The organism is Aestuariivirga sp. (assembly GCF_044238155.1).
Taxonomy (GTDB): Bacteria; Pseudomonadota; Alphaproteobacteria; order Rhizobiales; family Aestuariivirgaceae; genus Aestuariivirga.
In genome coordinates this window covers 1-20,545 of record NZ_JBIIDX010000047.1, presented here as the reverse complement: position 1 = coordinate 20,545, position 20,545 = coordinate 1, and the positions used below count along the sequence as shown (strand labels likewise).

General features: G+C 60.6%; 23 protein-coding genes. 9 read left to right on the top strand and 14 right to left on the bottom strand.

Going from position 1 to position 20,545, the window contains the following annotated elements; all coding sequences use genetic code 11:
• From ACILRN_RS06775 to argH, 3 genes are all read right to left on the bottom strand, one after another.
• A partial coding sequence (locus tag ACILRN_RS06775) for a diaminopimelate decarboxylase family protein (protein ID WP_395686754.1) occupies positions 1-481 on the bottom strand: 481 nt, incomplete at its 3' end.
• A gap of 3 nt (positions 482-484) precedes the next feature.
• Positions 485-589 (bottom strand): lipoprotein, encoded by a 105-nt coding sequence (locus ACILRN_RS06770; protein WP_395686752.1) that lies wholly within the window; start codon positions 587-589, stop codon positions 485-487.
• 11 nt (positions 590-600) lie between these two features.
• The gene (gene argH, locus ACILRN_RS06765; protein ID WP_395686750.1) at positions 601-1,983 is read right to left on the bottom strand and encodes an argininosuccinate lyase; all 1,383 of its coding nucleotides are present in this window, start codon (positions 1,981-1,983) and stop codon (positions 601-603) included.
• Between the two features lie 35 nt (positions 1,984-2,018).
• Between argH and ACILRN_RS06760 the strand changes: the two genes are divergently transcribed.
• Positions 2,019-2,672, top strand: coding sequence for a TlpA family protein disulfide reductase (locus tag ACILRN_RS06760; protein WP_395686748.1), 654 nt, complete (start codon positions 2,019-2,021; stop codon positions 2,670-2,672).
• Here ACILRN_RS06760 and ACILRN_RS06755 read toward each other — a convergent pair whose 3' ends face one another.
• The 7 genes from ACILRN_RS06755 to ACILRN_RS06725 form a co-directional block, all read right to left on the bottom strand.
• Entirely contained in the window at positions 2,673-3,548 is an 876-nt protein-coding gene (locus tag ACILRN_RS06755; protein ID WP_395686746.1) for a 3-hydroxybutyryl-CoA dehydrogenase, read from the bottom strand.
• Positions 3,549-3,772: 224 nt separating this feature from the next.
• A complete protein-coding gene (locus ACILRN_RS06750) occupies positions 3,773-4,714 on the bottom strand; it encodes an electron transfer flavoprotein subunit alpha/FixB family protein (protein WP_395686744.1) in 942 nt (313 codons plus the stop codon).
• On the bottom strand, positions 4,714-5,460 hold the full coding sequence (locus ACILRN_RS06745) for an electron transfer flavoprotein subunit beta/FixA family protein (RefSeq protein ID WP_395686742.1): 747 nt from the start codon (positions 5,458-5,460) through the stop codon (positions 4,714-4,716). Before ACILRN_RS06745 ends, ACILRN_RS06750 begins: the two co-directional genes overlap by 1 nt.
• Before the next feature lie 127 nt (positions 5,461-5,587).
• Entirely contained in the window at positions 5,588-6,280 is a 693-nt protein-coding gene (locus ACILRN_RS06740) for a rhomboid family intramembrane serine protease (protein ID WP_395686740.1), read from the bottom strand.
• Positions 6,281-6,284: 4 nt separating this feature from the next.
• Positions 6,285-6,878 carry a cob(I)yrinic acid a,c-diamide adenosyltransferase gene (locus tag ACILRN_RS06735; RefSeq protein WP_395686739.1) on the bottom strand — a complete coding sequence of 198 codons (594 nt, stop codon included), beginning with the start codon at positions 6,876-6,878 and terminating at the stop codon, positions 6,285-6,287.
• A 32-nt stretch (positions 6,879-6,910) separates the two neighbouring features.
• Complete coding sequence (locus ACILRN_RS06730) at positions 6,911-9,430, bottom strand: ABC transporter permease (protein ID WP_395686737.1); 2,520 nt, start codon at positions 9,428-9,430, stop codon at positions 6,911-6,913.
• The gene (locus tag ACILRN_RS06725; protein ID WP_395686735.1) at positions 9,427-10,122 is read right to left on the bottom strand and encodes an ABC transporter ATP-binding protein; all 696 of its coding nucleotides are present in this window, start codon (positions 10,120-10,122) and stop codon (positions 9,427-9,429) included. Before ACILRN_RS06725 ends, ACILRN_RS06730 begins: the two co-directional genes overlap by 4 nt.
• A gap of 73 nt (positions 10,123-10,195) precedes the next feature.
• Here ACILRN_RS06725 and ACILRN_RS06720 point away from each other — a divergent pair, with 73 nt between their 5' ends.
• The 4 genes from ACILRN_RS06720 to ACILRN_RS06705 all read left to right on the top strand — a co-directional run bounded on the left by ACILRN_RS06720 (position 10,196) and on the right by ACILRN_RS06705 (position 12,539).
• Entirely contained in the window at positions 10,196-10,816 is a 621-nt protein-coding gene (locus ACILRN_RS06720) for an arylesterase (protein ID WP_395686733.1), read from the top strand.
• 71 nt (positions 10,817-10,887) lie between these two features.
• Complete coding sequence (thpR, locus tag ACILRN_RS06715; RefSeq protein ID WP_395686731.1) at positions 10,888-11,430, top strand: RNA 2',3'-cyclic phosphodiesterase; 543 nt, start codon at positions 10,888-10,890, stop codon at positions 11,428-11,430.
• Entirely contained in the window at positions 11,427-11,726 is a 300-nt protein-coding gene (locus ACILRN_RS06710; RefSeq protein ID WP_395686729.1) for a 4a-hydroxytetrahydrobiopterin dehydratase, read from the top strand. The genes thpR and ACILRN_RS06710 overlap by 4 nt, the downstream gene beginning before the upstream one ends.
• A 90-nt stretch (positions 11,727-11,816) precedes the next feature.
• Complete coding sequence (locus ACILRN_RS06705; protein ID WP_395686728.1) at positions 11,817-12,539, top strand: Bax inhibitor-1 family protein; 723 nt, start codon at positions 11,817-11,819, stop codon at positions 12,537-12,539.
• Between the two features lie 65 nt (positions 12,540-12,604).
• On the opposite strand, the gene ACILRN_RS06700 is transcribed toward ACILRN_RS06705, so the two are convergent.
• On the bottom strand, positions 12,605-12,982 hold the full coding sequence (locus ACILRN_RS06700) for a DUF2794 domain-containing protein (RefSeq protein WP_395686726.1): 378 nt from the start codon (positions 12,980-12,982) through the stop codon (positions 12,605-12,607).
• A 369-nt stretch (positions 12,983-13,351) separates the two neighbouring features.
• Here ACILRN_RS06700 and htpG point away from each other — a divergent pair, with 369 nt between their 5' ends.
• Entirely contained in the window at positions 13,352-15,244 is a 1,893-nt protein-coding gene (htpG, locus tag ACILRN_RS06695; RefSeq protein WP_395686724.1) for a molecular chaperone HtpG, read from the top strand.
• A gap of 16 nt (positions 15,245-15,260) precedes the next feature.
• Here the strand turns inward: htpG and efp are convergent, their stop codons facing one another.
• Complete coding sequence (efp, locus tag ACILRN_RS06690; protein WP_395686722.1) at positions 15,261-15,833, bottom strand: elongation factor P; 573 nt, start codon at positions 15,831-15,833, stop codon at positions 15,261-15,263.
• Between the two features lie 94 nt (positions 15,834-15,927).
• Between efp and epmA the strand changes: the two genes are divergently transcribed.
• Positions 15,928-16,962, top strand: coding sequence for an EF-P lysine aminoacylase EpmA (epmA, locus tag ACILRN_RS06685; RefSeq protein ID WP_395686720.1), 1,035 nt, complete (start codon positions 15,928-15,930; stop codon positions 16,960-16,962).
• 40 nt (positions 16,963-17,002) lie between these two features.
• Complete coding sequence (locus tag ACILRN_RS06680; protein WP_395686718.1) at positions 17,003-18,079, top strand: Gfo/Idh/MocA family protein; 1,077 nt, start codon at positions 17,003-17,005, stop codon at positions 18,077-18,079.
• 55 nt (positions 18,080-18,134) lie between these two features.
• On the opposite strand, the gene ACILRN_RS06675 is transcribed toward ACILRN_RS06680, so the two are convergent.
• Positions 18,135-19,181 carry a MaoC family dehydratase gene (locus ACILRN_RS06675; protein ID WP_395686716.1) on the bottom strand — a complete coding sequence of 349 codons (1,047 nt, stop codon included), beginning with the start codon at positions 19,179-19,181 and terminating at the stop codon, positions 18,135-18,137.
• A complete protein-coding gene (locus ACILRN_RS06670) occupies positions 19,178-20,047 on the bottom strand; it encodes an HpcH/HpaI aldolase/citrate lyase family protein (RefSeq protein ID WP_395686714.1) in 870 nt (289 codons plus the stop codon). Before ACILRN_RS06670 ends, ACILRN_RS06675 begins: the two co-directional genes overlap by 4 nt.
• Here ACILRN_RS06670 and ACILRN_RS06665 point away from each other — a divergent pair.
• The coding region (locus tag ACILRN_RS06665; protein WP_395686712.1) for an FAD-dependent oxidoreductase at positions 20,022-20,545 on the top strand (524 nt) is incomplete at its 3' end. The genes ACILRN_RS06670 and ACILRN_RS06665 overlap by 26 nt on opposite strands.

Below are 20,545 nucleotides of genomic sequence, written 5' to 3'. Positions count from 1 at the left end.
TGTGATGCGTCCTGGCATCGACATCCGGATTGACGCGGATCGACACCGTAGCCCGCTGGCCAACCCGTTTTGCAACATCCGACAGAAGCTCAAGCTCTGGCTCGGACTCCACGTTGAAACAGGCGATTCCCTCCCGCAACGCCAGCGCCATTTCGCGCGCCGTCTTGCCGACCCCTGAGAAGACGATCTTGCGGGCTGGAACCCCCGCGGCGAGGGCGCGGCGCAATTCACCCTCTGACACCACGTCCATGCCAGCGCCCAGTTCCGCCATGGTGCGGATCACGGCCTGGTTGGAATTCGCCTTCATGGCGTAGCAGATCATGTGATCGGTCCCGGCAAATGCCTGGTCCATCACCCTGAAGTGGCGCTCCAGCGTGGCGCTGGAATAGCAGTAGAACGGAGTGCCAATCTCTTCGGCAAGTGCCTTGAGATCAACATCTTCGGCATGCAGCACGCCGTTGCGGTAGGTAAAATGATGCATGGGCTATTGTGCCTGCTGGGTGGCGGGCGGCGGTTCAGGGTCCCCCTTGATTCCGCAGCCAGCAAGGCTGACGGATAGCGCCAACAAGAGCAGCAATGTGGTTTTCATCATTCTTCCTTTCAGGCCCTGAGCGTCTTCAGCCAGCGTCTGGCTTCACGCTGCACATTGGTGGGTGCCGTGCCGCCAAAGCTCCGGCGTGATGCAACACTGCTTTCCACGCTGAGGACCTTGTAGACATCCTTGGTGATGCGCGGCTCGATGGATTGCATCGTCTCGAGTGGCAAGTCCGCAAGATCAACGGCACTTTTTTCCGCCATCGCAACAAGCCGTCCCGTCACGTGATGGGCGTCCCGGAATGGCATCTTCAGTTTCTGTACCAGCCAGTCTGCAAGATCGGTTGCCGTGGAAAAACCACTGGCCGCCGCCTTGCGCATTTCCGCAGCATCGGGAGTCATGTCTTTCACCATGCCGGTGGTGGCGGCAATTGCAAGCGACAGGCTGTCAAAAGCATCGAAAGCCGGTTCCTTGTCTTCCTGCATGTCCTTGGAATAGGTCAGTGGCAATCCCTTCATGATGGTGAGCAGGGCCACCAGTGCGCCGATGATACGGCCGGGCTTGGCCCTCACCAGTTCGGCGGCGTCCGGATTGCGCTTCTGGGGCATGATCGATGAGCCCGTGGTGAATTTGTCGGAAAGCTTCACAAACCGGAACTGGCTGGTTGACCAGATCACGATCTCCTCCGCGAATCGCGAGAGGTGCGTGGCGCAGATTGCGCAGGCCGAAAGCGTTTCCAGAACGAAATCCCGGTCGGCGACTGTATCAAGCGAATTGCGGGTCGGACGGTCAAACCCCAGATCCCTGGTGGTCATCTGCCGGTCGATGGCAAAGCTGGTTCCCGCCAGAGCTGCGGCCCCCAGCGGGTTTTCATTCATGCGCCGGCGTGCATCGGCGAGCCGTGCGCGGTCACGCGCCAGCATCTCGACATAGGCAAGAAGATGGTGGCCGAACGTCACGGGCTGTGCGACCTGAAGGTGGGTGAAACCTGGCATGACCGTCGCGGCATGGGTTTCGGCTTTTTCGGAGAGGGCAAGCTGCAAGTCTTTGAGCTGGCCATCGAGATGATCGATTGTGTCGCGGACGTAGAGGCGGAAGTCGAGCGCCACCTGGTCATTGCGCGAGCGGGCTGTGTGCAGCCGGCCGGCTGCCGCGCCAATCATTGACTTCAGCCGGGACTCGATGTTGAGGTGAATGTCTTCCAGTGCGCGCGAAAAGGTGAAACGGCCAGCCTCGATCTCGGCTTGAACCTGATCCAGACCCTTCCTAATTTGCCGGGCATCGGCCTTCGAGATGATTCCCTGTTTGGCGAGCATGGCGGCATGTGCCTTCGAACCTGCAATATCCTGCCGGAACAGGCGCTTGTCGAAGCCGATCGAGGCGTTGATTTCTTCCATGATCGCGTCTGGACCCGACTGAAACCGCCCGCCCCACATCTTGTTCGTCATCGAAATTCCTTCTTTCAGACCGAGAAGCCCAGTCCATGAGCTCCGAACAGAAAAAAACTGGCCGTCTGGCCCTCCTTGCCTTGGCGGGCCTTGTGGCGATTGCGGCATTCACGGGCTATTACTGGTTTGAGGCCGGGGGGCGCAAGGCCGGACCTGCCGCTCCTTCCGTCCAGACGCCAGCCACCCCGGCCGTGGCCGGGGGTGTCAGCCCGTCCCTTGCCACCGGGGCGCTTGCGGCGTTCTTGGTCAGGCCTGACCGGAAACTCCTCCCAGACATCCAGTTTCAGGACGGCAGCGGCAAGCCGCTCACGCTCAGTGGCTGGAAGGGGCGGGTGGTCCTGATCAATCTTTGGGCTACGTGGTGTGCACCCTGCCGGAAGGAAATGCCGGATCTGTCCAGGCTTCAGGCAGAGCTTGGATCCGATCAATTTGAGGTGGTTGCCATCAGCGTTGACCGGAAGGGGGCCGATGCCTCATCGTCCTTTCTGAAGGAAACTGGCGCTGACAATCTCAGGCTCTATGTCGAGCCGTCGACGAGGATCGTGGGCGAACTGCAGTCAGCGGGCCTGCCGGCCACCATACTCGTTGATCGCCAGGGCCGGGAGATCGGCCGGTTGCTCGGGCCAGCAGACTGGGCGAGTCCAGAAGCCATCGCGCTGATCAAGGCAGCTCTGGCAGAGCCCGGTTGATCAGCGTGTCGGAACCGGCTTTTCGCCGCGATAGTCATAGAAGCCGCGGTTGGTCTTGCGGCCGAGCCAGCCGGCCTCGACATATTTTACCAGCAAAGGGCAGGGGCGGTATTTCGAGTCCGCCAGTCCGTCATGCAGCACCTGCATAACAGAGAGGCAGGTATCGAGTCCGATGAAGTCTGCAAGTTCGAGAGGGCCCATGGGGTGGCGCGCTCCCAGCTTCATTGCCGTATCAATTGCCTCAACACCGCCCACGCCCTCATACAGCGTATAGATTGCCTCATTGATCATGGGCAGCAGGATACGGTTGACGATGAAGGCCGGAAAATCTTCCGATACTGCGATGGTCTTCTTGAGCGAGGCAGCGAATTCACGTGCTACTGAGAATGTGTGTTCGTCCGTTGCAATCCCGCGAATGAGTTCGACCAGTTCCATCACCGGCACTGGGTTCATGAAGTGGATGCCCATGAACTTCTCTGGCCGGTCCGTGGCCGCAGCGAGGCGAGTGATCGAGATCGACGAAGTATTGGACCCGACGAGGCATTCCGCCTTCAGATGCGGGCACAGTGACTGATAGATCTTGCGCTTGACCTGTTCATCCTCGGTGGCGCTCTCAATCACCAGGTCATAATCGGCAAAACCCTCATAAGACGGCACTGCCTGGATGCGCGAGAGCGCTGAATCACGATCAGCCTCTGACAACTTGCCCGCGCGCACCTGACGGGCGAGGTTGCCGTTGATCGTGGCAAGGCCGGCCTGGATCCGGTCCTTCGCAACGTCGAACAGGCCCACATCATAACCAGCCACCGCGCAGACATGCGCAATGCCATTTCCCATCTGCCCGGCGCCGATGACGCCGACTTTCTTGATCTGCATGTGAACCAGGTGCCTGAATCCAAAAGATGCGTGAGCCTATATCGGCCCCATGGCGGTAGCAAGAGCGTTTCGCAGTCGCAGCAATGACTTGGTTTCTCCGGCTGGCCGCACCGGCGCGAACCGTCGTTAACCGCTCTGGCCGGTTTTTCACGAAACGGCAAGCTGATTGCCAGGCGCGGGGGCAGCCGTGGCCGCCCGTCTGTGCCGATGGTCGTTTCGGGCCCTTACTTGCCGAGCTTGGCGAGTTCCGCGTCAAATTCCGGCACGGCGGTGAACAGGTCGGCCACGAGGCCGTAGTCTGCCACCTGGAAGATCGGGGCTTCCTCGTCCTTGTTGATGGCGACGATGATCTTCGAGTCCTTCATGCCGGCCAGGTGCTGGATGGCGCCCGAGATGCCAACCGCGACGTAGAGATCGGGAGCCACCACCTTGCCGGTCTGGCCGACCTGGTAGTCGTTCGGCACATAGCCCGCATCGACCGCGGCGCGCGAGGCGCCGACGGCCGCATTGAGCTTGGAGGCCACCGACTCGAGCAGCTTGAAGTTGTCGCCGTTCTGCATGCCACGGCCGCCGGACACGACGATCTTGGCCGATGTGAGCTCAGGCCGGTCTGACTTCGACAGGTTCTCGCCCTGGTAGGAGGAGATGCCCGGGTCAGCCGCGGCATTGACCTTGGCGATCTCTGCCGAACCGCCTTCGCCTGTTGCAGGGAAGGAGGCGGTACGCACCGTGATGACCTTCTTGGGGTCGGTCGACTGCACCGTCTGGACTGCGTTGCCGGCATAGATCAGGCGCACGAAGGTGTCGGGCGACTTCACCTCCGCGATGTCGGAGACCTGCATCACATCGAGGAGCGCTGCAACGCGTGGCATGAAGTTCTTGCCATTGCCGGTGGCAGGCGAGACGATGTGGTCGTAGGCAGGGGCCAGCGACACGATGAGGGCTGCCATCGGCTCGGCGAGGGGCCGCTCGAGCGAGGCGCTGTCGGCGTGCAGCACCTTCTTCACGTTGCTCAGCTTCGCGGCCTGAGCGGCGGCGCCGGAGGCATTGCTGCCCGCCACCAGCACATGAACGTCGCCGCCCATCTGAGCGGCAGCGGTCAGCGCCTTGTGGGTGGCATCCTTCAGGGAATTGTTGTCGTGTTCGGCGATGAGGAGGACAGCCATCAGATTGCTCCTGCTTCCTTGAGTTTGGCGACAAGTTCGGCCGGGCTCTTCACCTTTATGCCAGCCAGACGCTTCGGCGGCTCCTCGGTCTTCAGAACCTTGAGGCGCGGCGCGGTGCTGGCGCCATAATCGGCAGGCATCTTCTCGTCCAGCGGCTTCTTCTTGGCCTTCATGATGTTGGGAAGGGACGCATAGCGTGGCTGGTTGAGGCGGAGGTCGGTGGTGACCACGGCGGGCAGCTTCACCTTCAGCATCTGCAGTCCGCCGTCGATTTCACGCGTGATCTGCGCCTCGCCCGAGCCCGGCTCAAGCTTCGAGGTGAAGGTGGCCTGTGGCCAGCCGAGGAGGGCTGCCAGCATCTGGCCGGTCTGGTTGCAGTCGTCATCGATCGCCTGCTTGCCGAGGATCACGATCTCCGGCTTTTCGGCCTCGACCACGCCCTTCAGGATCTTGGCAACCGCCAGCGGCTCGACCAGATCATCGGTCTTGACGAGGATCGCCCGGTCAGCACCCATGGCCAGTGCCGTGCGCAGCGTCTCCTGCGCCTGCGCCGGTCCGATCGACACCGCAACCACCTCCGTCGCCTTGCCGGCTTCCTTGAGGCGCACTGCCTCCTCGACGCCGATCTCGTCGAAGGGGTTCATCGACATCTTCACATTGGCCAGTTCGACACCCGAACCGTCGGCCTTCACACGAATCTTGACGTTGTAGTCAACGACCCGCTTCACAGCGACCAGGACTTTCATTGCATTCCTCGATATGGCGGTCTTGAAAAGTGGCCGGACCCTAGTGAGCAGATACCCCCAAGTCAATTCCGCGAGCGCCATTTGCTGGCCGAATGCGACGCTTTCCCGCGGCTGCTGGGGTTGCCGGTCAGGGATTGAGGCGTTGCCACAGGCGGCGGCGCAGACCGAATGTGAGTGCCGCACCGGTGATGAAGCCGCCGACATGGGCGCCCCAGGCAATGCCTGCCTCAGGATTGTTGCGGTCGGCCCACCAGGACGCGAGCTGTAGAACAAACCATCCGCCCAGCACCCAGACGGCCCCGATGCGTATTGGAAGCTTGAGGAAAAGCAGCACCCACACCCGAGCCTTTGGAAACAGAACGGCATAGGCCCCCAGCACGCCGGATACAGCCCCTGAGGCTCCGACCAGCGGCATGTCCGAGCGGGGTGCGAGAAGCACGTAGAGAAGCGCCGCAACGACCCCTGCTGTCAAATACAGGAGGGCGAAGGATGCATGCCCATAGGCATCCTCCACATTGTCCGCGAAGATGAACAGAAAAAGCATGTTGGAGGCGAGGTGCCACCAGTCGGCATGAAGGAACTGATAGGTCAGAAGGGTCACCGGTTCGGCGACCGGGTCGTAGTTGAGAACGGGTGGCGCGAGATGGGTGAGTTCGCCGGGCACAACGCCCCATCCTGCTGCAATCACTGTCAGGACTGCCTCTGAGGTGAATGCGCCGGTGGTGAGGAACATCACCACGTTGAGCAAGATGATTGTAATCGTGATTGCCTGGAATCGGATGACCTTCAGCGGGGTGGAATCGTGAAGGGGAACGAACATCGGGTCACGTCTGCCGGGTCTTTCCCGGCACCCACAGCACATCCCCCGCTCCGGATACGGCATTGGCCCAGCGGCTGGCCACAAAAAAGAAATCCGAAAGCCGGTTCACGTAGGCGACCGCGCCGTCGCTGACATGTTCTCCTGGCTGTGCTGCAAGCTCGACGATCAGCCGTTCGGCACGTCGGCAGATGGTGCGCGAAATATGCAGATGTGCTGCCGCCGGGTGTCCGCCCGGCAGCACAAAGGAGCGCAGTGGCGTCAATTCTGTGTTCAGCTCATCGATTTCGGCCTCGATCCGCTCATACTGCTTCGGCAGGATGCGCAACGGTTCGTAGCCAAGGTCCTTGCCGGTATCGGGAACGCAGAGGTCGGCGCCCAGATCGAACAGTTCGTTCTGGATCCGCCCAAGCATCTGGTCAAGCTTCTGGAGTTCGGACCCGCTCGTGTGCAGGCGAACCACGCCGAGCGTTGCGTTGGTTTCGTCGACCGTGCCATAGGCCTGGATGCGAAGATGGGCCTTCGAGACCCGTTCGCCCGTACCGAGCGCGGTGTCACCGGCATCGCCGGTGCGTGTGTATATGCGATTGAGAACGACCATTCGTCTTGCCTAACCCGCCTTTCCGGGGATTGCTACTCGTTTCTGAGAAATGGTGCGGGTTTGGCGGAAAGGGCCCGCCAGGTGACGGCGAGGCCGGCCGTTACCGTCACGACCATCGCCAGCAGCGCCGTCAGCACTGCAGTGGGCAGCGAGAAGCTCCACGGCATTTCAAGAATGAAACGCGCCAGGAACCAGGAGGCGGCGGAGCCGACCACCAGGCCGAAGGCAGCCGCGGCCAGCCCGAGTGCAGCATACTCGATGACGAAAGCTGACATCAGCTGCCGCTTTGAGGCGCCATAGGTCTTGAGGACGACGGCTTCATACAACCGTTCGGACAGGCCTGCGGCAAGCGCTCCCGCGAGAACCAGCACGCCGGTAAGCAGCGTCAGAACATTTGCACCACGAATTGCCGTCAGCATCTGTCCCAACAGAGTGCTCACCAGATTCAGTGCATCTTTGACCCGCACCGCCGTGACCGACGGATAGGCCCGAGCCATATGGTTCAGCAACTGCGCCTCGTCGCCGCCATTCATCTCCACGGTCACGATGTGGCTGTGTGGAGCGCCCTTGAGTGTATTTGGCGAGAAAACCATCACGAAATTGATACCCAGGCTGCGCCAGTTGACGCTGCGCAGGTTGGCAACCTTGGCGGTGATTTCCCGGCCCAGCACATTGACGGTGATGTCATCACCAATTCCAACTCCAATGCCCTGTGCAATCTCGTCCACCATCGAAACCAATGGAGGGCCGTCATAGTCGGCAGGCCACCACTCGCCTTCGACAAGCTTGGAGCCCTCGGGCAGTGTCGGGGCATAGGTAAGGCCGCGGTCGCCACGCAACGCCCAATTCGAGTCTGCCGAGGCCTTGACCTGTTCGGCGGGAACACCCTTCACCGCCACCATGCGGCCGCGCAGCATGGGTGAATTATTGACATGGGTGACGCCGGGTTCCTTCTCAACCGCAGCCTTGAACTCCTGAAGTTCATTGTTGCGCACGTCGAGGAAAAAGAATGCTGGCGCCTTGTCTGGCAGCCCGGAGCGCAGTTCTGAGGAAATGCTGCGGTCGGTGAGTGCCAGTGTCACGAACAGGGTAAGGCCGAGACCAAGAGCAAGAATGACGGAAGCCGCAGCTGATCCTGGTCTGTGGATGTTGCCGATTGCATATCGCCAGATTGCAGAGCGGCTCCGGGGCAGGCGTTTGGCGCCAGCTACGATCAGCCGGGCCAGCGCCAGCAGAACCACGAAGCTGAGGATCAATCCGCCAAGAAACCATGCCGTGACCCGGGTGTTTTCAAAACTGATGAAGGTGAGTGCAGCAATCAACCCGAGCGCCGTGGCGATTGCCGCCAATTCCCCAGGCGTGGGCCAGCCATGCACTGCCACGATGCGCGAGCGGAACAATGCAGAGGCTGCAACCCGCCGCGTATGAGCCAGCGGCCAGAGCGCGAAGGCTATCGTGGTGAGAAGACCAAGGGCACCGGCAAAGAGCAGTGGCAAGGTCTCAACACGTGCCGACACGGGCAGTGGCAGCATCGCGCCGAAGGCAAGCTTGATGAGTGCCGGTGCCATGGCCCCGGCTCCCAGTCCCAGTGCGATGGCAAGAAGGGCTACCAGCAGCACCTCGGTCAGATAGATGCCCATCACATCTCGCGAGGAGGCCCCGAGACACTTGAGCGTGGCGATGGCGCCCATCTTCCGCACAACGAAGGCCTGCACCGCATTGGCAATCCCAGCCCCACCAACGATCAGGGATGCAAGGCCGACCAGCGTCAGAAAATAGCCAAGCCGCTCGATGAATCCGTCTGCGCCTGCGGCGGCATTGTTGCGGGTGCGGATGCGCCAGCCGGCATCCTTGAAATTCTGCTCGGCCGCATCTTCCACGGCCTTCACACCGGCTTGTGATGTATCGGGCAGCTTGACCCGGTAGCGCCAGGTGATCAGGCTTCCCGGCTGCACGATGCCAGTCTGGCGGAGCGTGTCTTCCGTCAGCAGAAGGCGCGGGCCAAGGACGATGCCATCGGACAGTCGGTCGGGTTCGTTTTCGATCAGCCCGCGAATTTCAATCTCGATCGACCCAAGCCGGATGCGGTCGCCTGGCTTTATGCCGAGCCTGCCCATCAACAGCGGGTCGGCAACTGCTCCCGGCAAGCCGTTTTTTGTGGCAATGGCTTCCGGAAGGTTCAACCCGCCCTGAAGCCTGACGTCACCATAGAGCGGATAGAGGTCATCAATCGACTTTACCTCAACCAGTGTGGTGTTGTCCCCTGCCAGCGCCATGCCCCGCACCGTGGCGACCTTGCTCACCTCGCCGCGGGACTTGATGAACTGCAGCTCTGCGTCGGTTGTTTCTCGGTGCACCAGCGCAAACTCGAGGTCGCCGCCGAGCAGTGGCTGGCCCTGCTCGTCGAGCCCGCGCTGCATGGCAGCCGAGAGCGAACCGACGATGGCGATGGTGGCGGTGCCGAGAGCGAGGCAGGTGAGGAAGATCCAGAACCCCTGCAGGCCAGAGCGCAGGTCACGTGCTGCGAACCGCAGCCAGAGCGAAGGGTTCACGGCGTGGCTCCGGCCACGATGCGTCCGTCAAGTACTTCTGCGATCCGGTCGCAGCGCTGTGCGAGAGAGCGATCGTGGGTGACCAGCAGCAGCGATGCACCATCCTGGTTCTTGAGGTCGAACAGCAGGCGGATGATCTGGTCTCCGGTCACATGGTCAAGGTTGCCGGTCGGTTCATCGGCGATGATGATGCGTGCCCCCGAGGCCAGTGCCCGGGCAATCGCCACCCGCTGCTGCTCGCCGCCGGAAAGCTGGCCGGGATAGTGGTCAAGCCTGTGACCAAGCCCGACGCGGACCAGCTTGTCCTGGGCTACGCCCATGGCATCCTGCGCGCCGCGGAATTCAAGCGGAACCGCCACATTCTCGAGTGCGGTCATCGTCGGAATCAGGTGAAAGGACTGAAACACGATGCCAACGTTGTCGCGCCGAAAGGCGGCCAGATCATCTTCGCTCTTGTCGGCAAGTTGCTGGCCAGCCACAACGACCTCGCCACGGCTGGCCCGCTCGAGGCCTGCGATCACCATCAGAAGAGTTGTCTTGCCGGACCCCGAAGGGCCGACAATTCCCAGGGCCTCGCCAGGCAGCACGGTCAAATCGACACCGCGCAGAATGTCCACATTCCCGGCCCGGCTTGGCAGGGTGAGGTGAACATCCTTGAGGAAGACGGCCGTGTTGCGCATCGGATCAAACATGGGAGGTCATACGCTGGTTGTCGAGGAATGGATGCTTGAACCGGGCAACAGTGGCGCTTAAGTGACGGAGGTCATGAAAATTCTCGTGTTCCTCACCGGACTGTGCCTGATGATGTCGCCCGTTTCCGCTAAGACAGTCACGCTTCTTGCGCTGGGCGACAGTCTGACCGCGGGCTACGGTTTGCAGCCCTCGGATGCCTTTCCGGTGAAGCTGGAGGCGGCGCTCAGGGCCGCTGGTCATGACGTGAAAGTGATCAATGCGGGCATATCCGGCGATACGGCCTTGGATGGTGCTTCGCGTCTGGATTGGGCTCTATCCGGTGCTGTCGACGCTGCAATCGTGGAGTTTGGCGCCAATGATGCGCTGCGTGGCCTGCCTGTGCCGCAGGCGGAGCAGGCGCTGGACAGGATCCTTGCGGCGCTGGCCGAAAAGCGCGTTGCGGTACTGCTGGCCGGCATGCGCGCACCCCCCAATCTCGGCCCCGAATATCAGGCCCAGTTCGACGGCATGTATGTCAGGTTGGCTGAAAAACACCGCGTCCTGCTCTATCCTTTCTTTCTGGATGGCGTTGCAGCTGATCCCAGGCTGAATCAGGCAGATGGGATGCATCCCAACCCTGCAGGGGTGGATGTGATCGTTGCCCGAATCCTGCCCAGCGTCGAAGCTCTGCTGGCCCGGATCGCCGCAAAATAGCCCTTGGACCTGACCGGAATCACGTTAGCCTTGGTCTCGAACGTGTTGTTTCTCGGCGCAGGAGGTTCGCCATGCCACGACTATTCACCGGTCTGGAAATTCCGGAGGATGTGGCCTTCGACCTGTTTCTGATGCAGGGCGGTGTGAGCGGGGCGCGCTGGATTCATCGTGATTCCTACCACATCACGCTGCGCTTCATCGGCGACATCGACGACGCTCTGGCTCGCGAGATCAGCCTCGAACTGGAGGGGGTTGCGGCAAGACCCTTCCGGTTGCAGCTTGCGGGATGCGGGGTATTCGGCGGCAACAAGCCGCATGCGCTGTTCGCGGCAGTCGAGGAGAGCGCTGATCTCAGGCGGTTGCAGTTTACCCATGAGCGGATCTGCCAGCTACTGGGTCTGCCGCCGGAATCACGCAAGTTCGCGCCCCATGTGACGCTGGCTCGCCTCAAGGATCCGGAATTGCGGTCCTTGCATGGCTTCCTCGCCTCGCATAGTCTCTACAGGAGCAGGCCGTTCGACGTAGATCGCTTCGTGCTCTTCTCGTCGCGGCCGTCACGTGGGGGTGGTCCTTACGCGGTGGAAGAATTCTATCAGCTGCAGGCAGGTTTATGACAGACAAACCATTGGTCGGGGTGGAGCGGGCGAAAGCACTGCATGAGTTGCGCGGCTGGTCGGAGGCCAAGGGCAGAGACGCGATCACCAAGACCTTCCAGTTCCAGTCCTTTTCGCAGGCCTGGGGTTTTATGAGCCGGGTGGCGCTGTTTGCGGAAAAGACGGACCATCACCCGGAATGGTTGAATGTCTATGGCCGCGTGGAGGTCACGTTGTCGACCCATTCGGCTGGCGGTGTCACCGAAAAGGATATGGTTCTTGCCCGCAAGATGGATCAACTCGCCGCCACCGCTTGAGGGGGCGTGCGGTTTTCCTAAATTTCCTGTAACTTGATCATTCGGGGTGGATTTCCCATATTCCCGGCAACGGTTCTTTGGAGGAGCAAAATGGCCGAAACTCGCTTTCAGACTCAGATTCGGAGCCAGACCCGGGCGGAGATCGACCAAGGTCTTCGCTCCTATATGTTGGGCGTTTACAACTACATGGCGCTCGGCGTTGCGGTTACGGCGATCATCACCATGGCGGTCGCTGCCAGCCCGGCCGCAATGGCGGCCGTCGACTCGCTGAAATGGGTGTTCTTCATCGCCATTCTCGGCATGGGCTTTTTCGCCCCGCGCCTGGTGATGTCGGGTAACAGTGCGGTCGCGCAGGGTGCCTATTGGGGCTACGTGGCTCTTTGGGGCCTTGCGATCGCTCCCATGGTTGGCACTTACCTGGCGGTTGACTCCGGCATGGTGGTTCAGGCCTTCCTGATCACGGCCGTCACCTTTGGCGCCACCAGCCTCGCGGGCTATGTCACCAAGCGTGATCTGTCGGGCTTCGGCACGTTCTTCATGATGGCGTCGATCGGCATCATCATCGCCATGTTGGTCAATGCGTTCTTTGTCCAGTCGACCATGATGTCGCTGATCTCCTCGGTTGTTGTGGTTCTGCTGTTCGCCGGCGTCACGGCCTACGAGACACAGCTGATCAAGGAGATGTACGTTGAGGGAGATGCGCCCGGTGTTGCGCGCGGCAAGTCGATCTTCGGCGCCTTCATGCTCTATGGCAGCTTCATCACGCTGTTCATTCATATCCTGAACATTCTGGGCATCATGCGCCAGGAGTGATCCGGATCTCCCTGTGCTTCAAACCCCGGTCCTTGAGGGCCGGGGTTTTTTGTTGCCTGATGGGCTTACACGCTTGAAAGCCTTGGAGTCCTGGCGAGGACGCGCAGCACGGCAGGCAGGTCATGCCCGCGCTTCAGCACGAGGCCGCCTTGCGCAATCACGGAATACATTCCCTGCCGTCGTGCCAGGCCGGGGTCCTTGATGATCCGGTAGAGTGGCAGTTCTGATGCCCGTCGGAATACCGAAAACACCGCCCGGTCGCGGCTGAAGTCCATGGCATAGTCACGCCACTCGCCTTCGGCGACCTTGCTGCCATAAAACCCAAGGATTGTCTGGAGTTCTTTTCGGTCGAAGGCCACCTGCGCCGGCTGTGTGCCGGATTGCCAGCCACGCAGGGGAATGATGTCGTCCGTCTTGTCCAACTGCCCGTCCTTCACCGTCATGACGCTCGCATGACGATGGCCGGAGGATGGACCGGCGCGCGGCGCTTGGCAAGAAGCCACTCACGCCAAATCTTGTTTCCGCCGCATTTACATCAAGCTGCCGCCAAGCTCCCGAACTATTGAGTCAATCATTGGTGGTCCGGCTGAATTCGGGTTCCGGTTATCCCAGCCCCCCAGCCCCCCAACCGGCGCCTTTGAGTCGGGCCGGGCCACCTTATCCGCCTTTGACGCGTATGTGAGTGAGCAGCGTCCATTGTGTTTTGCGGCCGGAACCCCAGGGTTCCGGCCGTTTTTTCTCCTCTTGACCCATTGGCCCCTGCACCCGATATGCCCGGTCGAAGTCCATCACCAGCCTGTGAAGAGGGTACCATGGCAAATGACGCACCGGCAGCTGCCGATTCCACACTGAGAACCGGGGCAACGTCCCATCCGTTTCAGGCAGAGGTCGCCAAGCTCCTGCACCTCATGGTTCATTCGGTCTATTCCGACCGTGACGTATTTCTGCGCGAGCTGATCTCGAACGCAGCCGACGCCCTGGACAAGCTACGCTACGAGGCGATCGAGAATCCAGCGCTGCTGAGCGGCAGTTCGGATCTCACCATCACCATCACGCCTGACAAGCAGGCCAGGACCCTCACCATCACCGATACCGGCATCGGCATGAGTGAACTCGAGCTGTCGGAAAATCTCGGGACCATCGCCAAGTCCGGCACCCAGGCCTTTGTCGAGCAGGCAAAGGCACGCAAGGGTGATGTCCATCTCATCGGTCAGTTTGGCATTGGCTTCTACTCCGCCTTCATCGTTGCATCGCGGGTCGACGTGACGTCGCGCCGTGCGGGATCGACGGATGCATTCACCTGGTCTTCCGATGGAGCTGGACGCTTCACGCTCGCGCCTGCTGCTGCCACCACGCCACGCGGCACATCCATAACCCTGCATCTTCGGGAGGATGCCCAGGAGTTCCTTGAGGACTGGAAGATCGAGTCCGTGGTTCGCACCTACTCTGATCACATCGCTCATCCGATCATGCTGACCGTAGCCAGTGAGACCGCGCGGCAGATCAACACGGCCAACGCCATCTGGACACGGCCAAAATCTGATATCACCCCCGAACAGCACAAGGAGTTCTTCGGCCACCTCTCTGGAAGCTATTCCGATCCGGCCGTGACCCTTCACTACCGCGCTGAAGGACGCAACGAGTACACTGTTCTGCTCTATGTGCCGGGAGAACGGCCCTTTGACCTCTACGACCCAGAGCGGCGCAGCCGCCAGAAGCTCTATGTGAGACGCGTCTACATCGCCGATGATGTAGAGATTCTTCCTCCTTACCTGCGATTTGTTCGTGGCATCATCGATTCCGAGGACATGCCGCTCAATATCTCGCGCGAGATGCTGCAGAACAATCCGCAGGTGGCGGCCATCCGCAAGGCTGTCACCAACAAGGTTCTGGCTGAGCTGAAGAAACTGGCCGAAACGGATGAGGATGCGTTTCGCAAGGTCTGGGACGTGTTCGGGCCAGTCCTCAAGGAAGGTCTCTATGAAGATCTCGAGCGGCGTGATCAGCTCTATGAAATCGTCCGTTTCCGCACCACGTCAGGCGATTCCGTGACCCTCAAGGACTATGTTGCCCGGCTCCGGGAAAACCAGACCGCAATCTTCTATCTGACCGCGGAAGATGTGACCAAGGCCCAGGCCTCTCCGCAGCTTGAAGGCTATCGGGCACGGGACGTGGAGGTGCTGCTGCTCACCGACCCCGTCGATTCATTCTGGGTGCGCTCTGCGCTGGGCTATGATGGCAAGCCGTTCAAGTCCGTCACCCAGGGCGCGGCAGATCTCGATCTCATCAAGCGCAAGGATGATACTGCAGCCCAAGCGGTCGATGAGCCGCAGACCGCCATTCTGGTGGCGGCCCTGAAACAGGCGCTTGAGGGCAAGGTGAAAGACGTACGCCCGTCACAGCGGCTCACTGAAAGTGCCGTCTGCCTGGTAAATGACAGCACGATGGATCGTACGCTTGAAAAACTTCTGGCCCGGCAGAAGGAGTCGGGGATCTCCATTTCGGCGCCGATCCTCGAAATCAATCCATCACACCCACTCATCCAGGCGCTGGGCGCCGAGGTTAAGGCCAAGGGAGCGGCGGCCATCGTGGACTCCGCGCAGCTTCTGCTCGATCAAGGCTTCATCATCGAGGGAGAGCCAGTGCCAGATCCCGCAGGATTCACACGCCGCCTCGCCAGCGTCATGGCCAGAGCGCTTTCGTGATCTTCAGAAAGGAACCTCAGTCCTTGGCGCGCTCGACGTAGGAGCCGTCCTCGGTCGACACCACGATGCGCGTGCCCGAGACAATATGCGGCGGAACCATCGTGCGTACACCATTCGACAGGACAGCCGGCTTGAAGGATGACGAGGCTGTCTGGTTCTTGATGGCAGGTTCCGTCTCGACGATTTCAAGCGTTACGCGCTGCGGCAGTTCGATCGAGATTGGCGAGCCATTGAACAATGCGATCTGACATTCCATGCCCTCCTGAAGGAAGGGAGCGGACTCGCCAAGCATGTCGCCTGAAACATTGATCTGCTCAAAGTTTTCCGGGTTCATGAACACGTAGTTGTCACCATCCTGATAGAGGTAGGAATGGGTAATGGTTTCAACGAACGCACGCTCGACTGAATCTGTTGTCTTATAACGTACCACGGTCTTGACGCCATCCGAGATGCGGCGCATGTCGATGGTGGTGGTCGGCGTGCCCTTTCCGGGGTGCATGGATTCTGCCTTGAGGACGACATAGAGCTTGCCGTCCTCATGTTCGATGACATTGCCCTTTCGGACGCCACTTGCGATAACCTTGACCACGTGAGTTCCTGCTTCCTGAAAATTTGCCCGTTTGAATTGGCCGCGGTATTAGCAGCGGTCATTCCAGAAGCCAACCCCCCAGGAGGCGCAGGCCTTGGACCCACGCCCATCCCACTGGTTCTCGCCCGCGCGCCACGCTGACCGGAGACCCTTCCTCTTGGTGCGCAACCGGATTGTTGCGGCCATCCGGGGGTGGTTTGCAGACCGCGGATTTCTCGAGGTGGATTGTGCCGCGCTTGCCATCTCACCAGGCAACGAGGCGCATTTGCATGGCTTTGCCACCGATCTCGTCCAGCCAGACGGTTCGCGGCAATTGCGCTATCTGCATACCTCACCGGAGTTTGCCTGCAAGAAGCTGCTGGCTGCCGGTGAAACCCGGATTTTCAGCCTCGGCCACGTTTGGCGCAACCGAGAGCGCACGCCCACCCATTCGCCTGAGTTTACCATGCTCGAATGGTATCGAGCCAACGAGGATTACCACCGCGTCATTGCTGACACCCTTGAACTGACACGGCTGGCGGCAGAGGTCGCGGGTACTACCCTGTTCAGATGGCGCGGCCGTGAATGCGAGCCGGGAGCCGAAGTCCGGCACCTTGACATATCAGACGCCTTCAGGGCGCATGCTGGCATTGATCTGCTGGCAACGCTTGCCGCCGATGGAACAGCAGATCGAGACGCGCTGGCACGCCTGTCTCCGGTGGCGTTTCAACCCGATGAGTCATGGTCTGACATTTTCAGCCGTATCCTGTCAGAGAGGGTAGAACCGCAACTCGGCAATGGTGCGCTCACGATCGTTGACCACTATCCGGCGGTGGAGGCCGCACTTGCGAGGCGCGTTCCATCCGACCCCCGGCTTGCCGAGCGTTTTGAACTCTATGCCTGCGGCGTGGAACTCGCAAATGGCTTTGGCGAACTGACCGATGCCGCAGAGCAACGCCGTCGCTTCCTGGCAGAGATGGAGGTCAAGGAGCGCGTTTATGGCGAGCGATATCCGCTTGACGAGGAGTTGCTGGCGGCCCTTGCCATGATGCCGCCAGCCGCCGGGGTCGCACTGGGGCTCGACCGGCTGGTCATGCTGGCCGCTGGCGCCACCCATATCGATCAGGTGCAGTGGACGCCCGTAGCCTGATTGGTCTAGGCTCCGCGCCACGCTGCAGGGAGACTGACCGATGAAGAAAGTGCGCTATGCTGTCGTTGGCACAGGCTGGATTTCGCAGATCGCCTTCATGCCGGGCATTCCTCAGACCGGAAACTCCGAGATGACGGCCATCGTATCCGGCAATCGCCGGAATGCCGAAAAGCTGGCTCAGTTCTATGGCATTGAGCACATCTATGGCTATGAGCAGTATGAAGACATGCTGAACAGCGGGCAGGTTGATGCTGTCTATATTGCGCTTCCCAACTCCATGCATGCTGACTACACCATACGTGCCGCCAAGGCTGGCATACATGCGTTGGTGGAAAAGCCACTGGCGGTCAGCGTTGCGGAATGCGAAGCGATGATCCGCGCAGCTGATGCCGCGGGCGTGCTGCTGATGACCGCCTATCGCTTGCACAGCGAACCCTGCACCATCGAGGCCATCGACATCATCCGTCGTGGCGAAATTGGCGACCCGCGCCTGTTCAGTTCGGTGTTTTCCTTCCCGGTGAAGTCAGGAAACCACCGTCTCAAGGCAGAGCACTGGGGTGGTCCCCTGCAGGATATCGGGGTTTATTGCGTCAACGCAGTCCGCCACCTGTTCGGTGACGAACCAGTCGAGGCCATCGCTGCCATTGCGAGTCCGCCTGACGATCCACGATTTATCGAGGTCGAAGAAACGGTATCTGCCACATTGCGCTTCCCCGAAGGCCGGCTTGGTCATTTCGTTGCAAGTTTTGGCGGTGATGACGTTGACCAGTACCGCGTCGTCGGCACCGAGGGACAGATCGAGGTCTCGCCAGGATTCCGGCTGGATTGCGCCATCAAACTTGCGATCACGCGTGGTGGCACGACGGTTGAGAAAGTCTTCCCTCAATATGACCAGTTCAGTGGCCAGGCGGCCTATTTTTCTGATTGCATCCTCAAAGGCCATAAGCCGGAGCCTGATGGCGGCGATGGGCTGGCCGATGTTGCCATCATGCGCGCCATCGAGGAATCAGCGCGCACTGGCCGTCCGCAATCCATCTCGCTTCCCCGGCGTGACCGCCATCCGGTCGCCAGTATGGCGCGGCAATTTCCTGTGGTGGAGCGCCGGCTGATGCTTTAGCGCATCTGATCGGGCAGGAAGGCAACGGCTGCCGAGCAATCAGCGGCGCGCGGTGCTAGCGCACGATGAGTGCCCAGTAGTCAAGCTCGAGAATTACGCCCGGCTTGTCTGCCGTACCGTCCATGGTCGGAAAATCCGTACACGGAATATCACGGGTAGCGCGCGTCAGGATTCGAAGCGCGCCAACATCGTTGCGTCCGGGAAGGCCTGCCGTCTCAAGAATTTCCGACCACGCATAGACCGTTCCTCCGGCAAACAGGGGCGCCACATGCCGTCCGCCATTGATTGCGGCGATATGGAAGGCATTCGCAAGGCCATTGAAGCTGAGTGCCCGGGCCAGCGAGATGACGTGACCGCCATAGATCAGGCGGCGGCCGAAGCGCCCTTCAGCCTCCGAATGCTGGTTGAAATGCACCTTGGCGGTATTCTGGTAAAGACGCGTAGCCAGTTGATGCTCGGCTTCCTCGACGGTCATGCCGTCGACGTGGTCGATCTTTTCGCCCGCGGTGAAACTCGAGAAGCGGAAAGCCGAGCCTGAAAGCCGGTCCTCCCAGCCAGTCGGATCAATCAGCGGACAGCCCGAGCCCAGTTCGGCTGGCGCAACAGTGGCTTCCAGCTGCGGCACTCTGGGCTCGGATGCAGGTGCGGTCTCGTCACGCTTTCGCACCATGACCCAGCGGACATAGGACAAGACCTCTTCACCACGCTGGTTTCTGCCAACTGAGCGGACATAGACGGTGCCTGTCTTGCGATTGGAGTTCTCTTTCAATCCGATCACTTCTGAAACCGTTGCGAGCGTATCGCCCGGATAGACGGGTCTCAGGAACCGGCATGCGGCATAGCCAAGATTGGCCACTGCGTTGAGCGAAATATCAGGAACCGTCTTGCCGAAGACGATGTGAAAGACCAGCAGATCGTCGACCGGTGCGGCAGGATAGCCCACCGCCTGCGCAAACGTATCGGCGGATTGTACGGCAAAGCGGGGTCCATACAGTGCCGTATACAAGGCCTGGTCACCGCTCGTCAGCGTGCGTGGCGTGGCATGGTGGATGATCTGGCCCAGCCGGAAGTCTTCAAAGAAATTGCCAGGATTTGTCTTCATGGTCTGGCAATCTCACGCGCAATCGCAGACACACGCTCGGCCATCGTCAGATGCAGGCGTTCCACCATCTTGCCCTCCAGTGTGATCACGCCCTTCGCCTTGTTCTCGGGCAGCGCAAAGGCGGCGATGATCTTGCGTGACCAGTCTACCTCGTCGGGCGCAGGTGAAAAGAGCTCGTTGCACACGGCAATCTGGCCAGGGTGGATCAATGTCTTGCCATCCATGCCGAGCGCCCGGCCCTGTTCGCATTCGGCGCGGAAGCCCGCCTCATCGCGGAAATCATTGTAGACCCCGTCGATCACATCAAGCCCATAGGCCCGGGCTGCGAGCAGCGTTACCGACAGCCAGGGAAGAATGGCAAATCGCCCGCCAGTGGCGAGCGCCCTCGATTCCTTCAGCAGATCATTTGTGCCCAGCACCAGGCAGGACAGCCGCGCCACCTGGTGCACGGAGGCGATTTCACGCACATTGAAGATCGCCATTGGCGTCTCCATCATCGCCCACATGCGCGTCTCTGGCGCCCCGCCCATGCCAGCATGGATGCGAGACACATTCACGATATCGCCGGGCCGCGCCACCTTTGGCACAAGGATGGCATGCGGGCCAGTGTCGGCTGCCATCCTCAGATCATCGACCCCCCAGGGTGTATCAAGTCCGTTGATGCGGATCACCAGCTCACGATGGCCATAGCCACCCGCCCTGACTGCCGCCGCCACCTTGGAGCGCGCATCATGCTTTGCATCTGGCGCAACCGAGTCCTCGAGATCGAGTATCAGGGCATCGGCATCAAGTGTCTTTGCCTTTTCAAGCGCGCGTTCATTGGCGCCGGGCATATAGAGAATGCTGCGTCTGGCTCTGAAGGTCATGGCAAGTCCGGGTTATGATCAGGTCGCGAAGCTAGGCAAGAACTGCGCCAAAGGGAAGCCTGTCGAGCATGGGTCGAAGCCGCACAGCCCCTTGTGGCGCGCCGCCGCTTTCGGCATTCTCCGGCACATGACATCCTTTGACGTTGTGATCGTAGGAGGCGGCGTGGTTGGCAGCGCCACCGCCCATTACCTGAAAAGGCTTGGTTTTGCCGGCTCGATTGCCATTGTGGAGCGTGATACGACCTGGCAGTTTGGCGCCACCGCTCGCTCCCTGGGCGGTATCCGCCAGCAGTTTTCGACGCCTGAGAACATAGCTCTGTCGAAGTTCGGCCTTGCCGCCGTCAGGACGCTGAAACAGGAATTCGGCCCTGACGCCGATGTCGGCTTTCGTGAACAGGGCTATCTCATTCTGGCCTCGGAGGACGGCTTGCCGATCCTCGAAGAGAATCACCGGGTACAGATCGCCAATGGCGCCGACAATGTTCTCTTGCGCGGCCC

Excerpts from the sequence above, each read along its gene's own strand:
- ACILRN_RS06770 (WP_395686752.1), bottom strand. The coding sequence starts at position 589 with ATGAAAACCACATTGCTGCTCTTGTTGGCGCTATCCGTCAGCCTTGCT.
- ACILRN_RS06735 (WP_395686739.1), bottom strand. The coding sequence starts at position 6,878 with ATGGTCGTTCTCAATCGCATATACACACGCACCGGCGATGCCGGTGAC.
- ACILRN_RS06705 (WP_395686728.1), top strand. The coding sequence starts at position 11,817 with ATGGCCGAAACTCGCTTTCAGACTCAGATTCGGAGCCAGACCCGGGCG.
- ACILRN_RS06670 (WP_395686714.1), bottom strand. The coding sequence starts at position 20,047 with ATGACCTTCAGAGCCAGACGCAGCATTCTCTATATGCCCGGCGCCAAT.
- ACILRN_RS06755 (WP_395686746.1), bottom strand. The coding sequence starts at position 3,548 with ATGCAGATCAAGAAAGTCGGCGTCATCGGCGCCGGGCAGATGGGAAAT.
- ACILRN_RS06700 (WP_395686726.1), bottom strand. The coding sequence starts at position 12,982 with ATGACGGTGAAGGACGGGCAGTTGGACAAGACGGACGACATCATTCCC.
- ACILRN_RS06760 (WP_395686748.1), top strand. The coding sequence starts at position 2,019 with ATGAGCTCCGAACAGAAAAAAACTGGCCGTCTGGCCCTCCTTGCCTTG.
- ACILRN_RS06740 (WP_395686740.1), bottom strand. The coding sequence starts at position 6,280 with ATGTTCGTTCCCCTTCACGATTCCACCCCGCTGAAGGTCATCCGATTC.
- ACILRN_RS06750 (WP_395686744.1), bottom strand. The coding sequence starts at position 4,714 with ATGGCTGTCCTCCTCATCGCCGAACACGACAACAATTCCCTGAAGGAT.
- ACILRN_RS06720 (WP_395686733.1), top strand. The coding sequence starts at position 10,196 with ATGAAAATTCTCGTGTTCCTCACCGGACTGTGCCTGATGATGTCGCCC.
- ACILRN_RS06710 (WP_395686729.1), top strand. The coding sequence starts at position 11,427 with ATGACAGACAAACCATTGGTCGGGGTGGAGCGGGCGAAAGCACTGCAT.
- ACILRN_RS06675 (WP_395686716.1), bottom strand. The coding sequence starts at position 19,181 with ATGAAGACAAATCCTGGCAATTTCTTTGAAGACTTCCGGCTGGGCCAG.
- htpG (WP_395686724.1), top strand. The coding sequence starts at position 13,352 with ATGGCAAATGACGCACCGGCAGCTGCCGATTCCACACTGAGAACCGGG.
- ACILRN_RS06680 (WP_395686718.1), top strand. The coding sequence starts at position 17,003 with ATGAAGAAAGTGCGCTATGCTGTCGTTGGCACAGGCTGGATTTCGCAG.
- argH (WP_395686750.1), bottom strand. The coding sequence starts at position 1,983 with ATGACGAACAAGATGTGGGGCGGGCGGTTTCAGTCGGGTCCAGACGCG.
- ACILRN_RS06725 (WP_395686735.1), bottom strand. The coding sequence starts at position 10,122 with ATGTTTGATCCGATGCGCAACACGGCCGTCTTCCTCAAGGATGTTCAC.
- ACILRN_RS06745 (WP_395686742.1), bottom strand. The coding sequence starts at position 5,460 with ATGAAAGTCCTGGTCGCTGTGAAGCGGGTCGTTGACTACAACGTCAAG.
- thpR (WP_395686731.1), top strand. The coding sequence starts at position 10,888 with ATGCCACGACTATTCACCGGTCTGGAAATTCCGGAGGATGTGGCCTTC.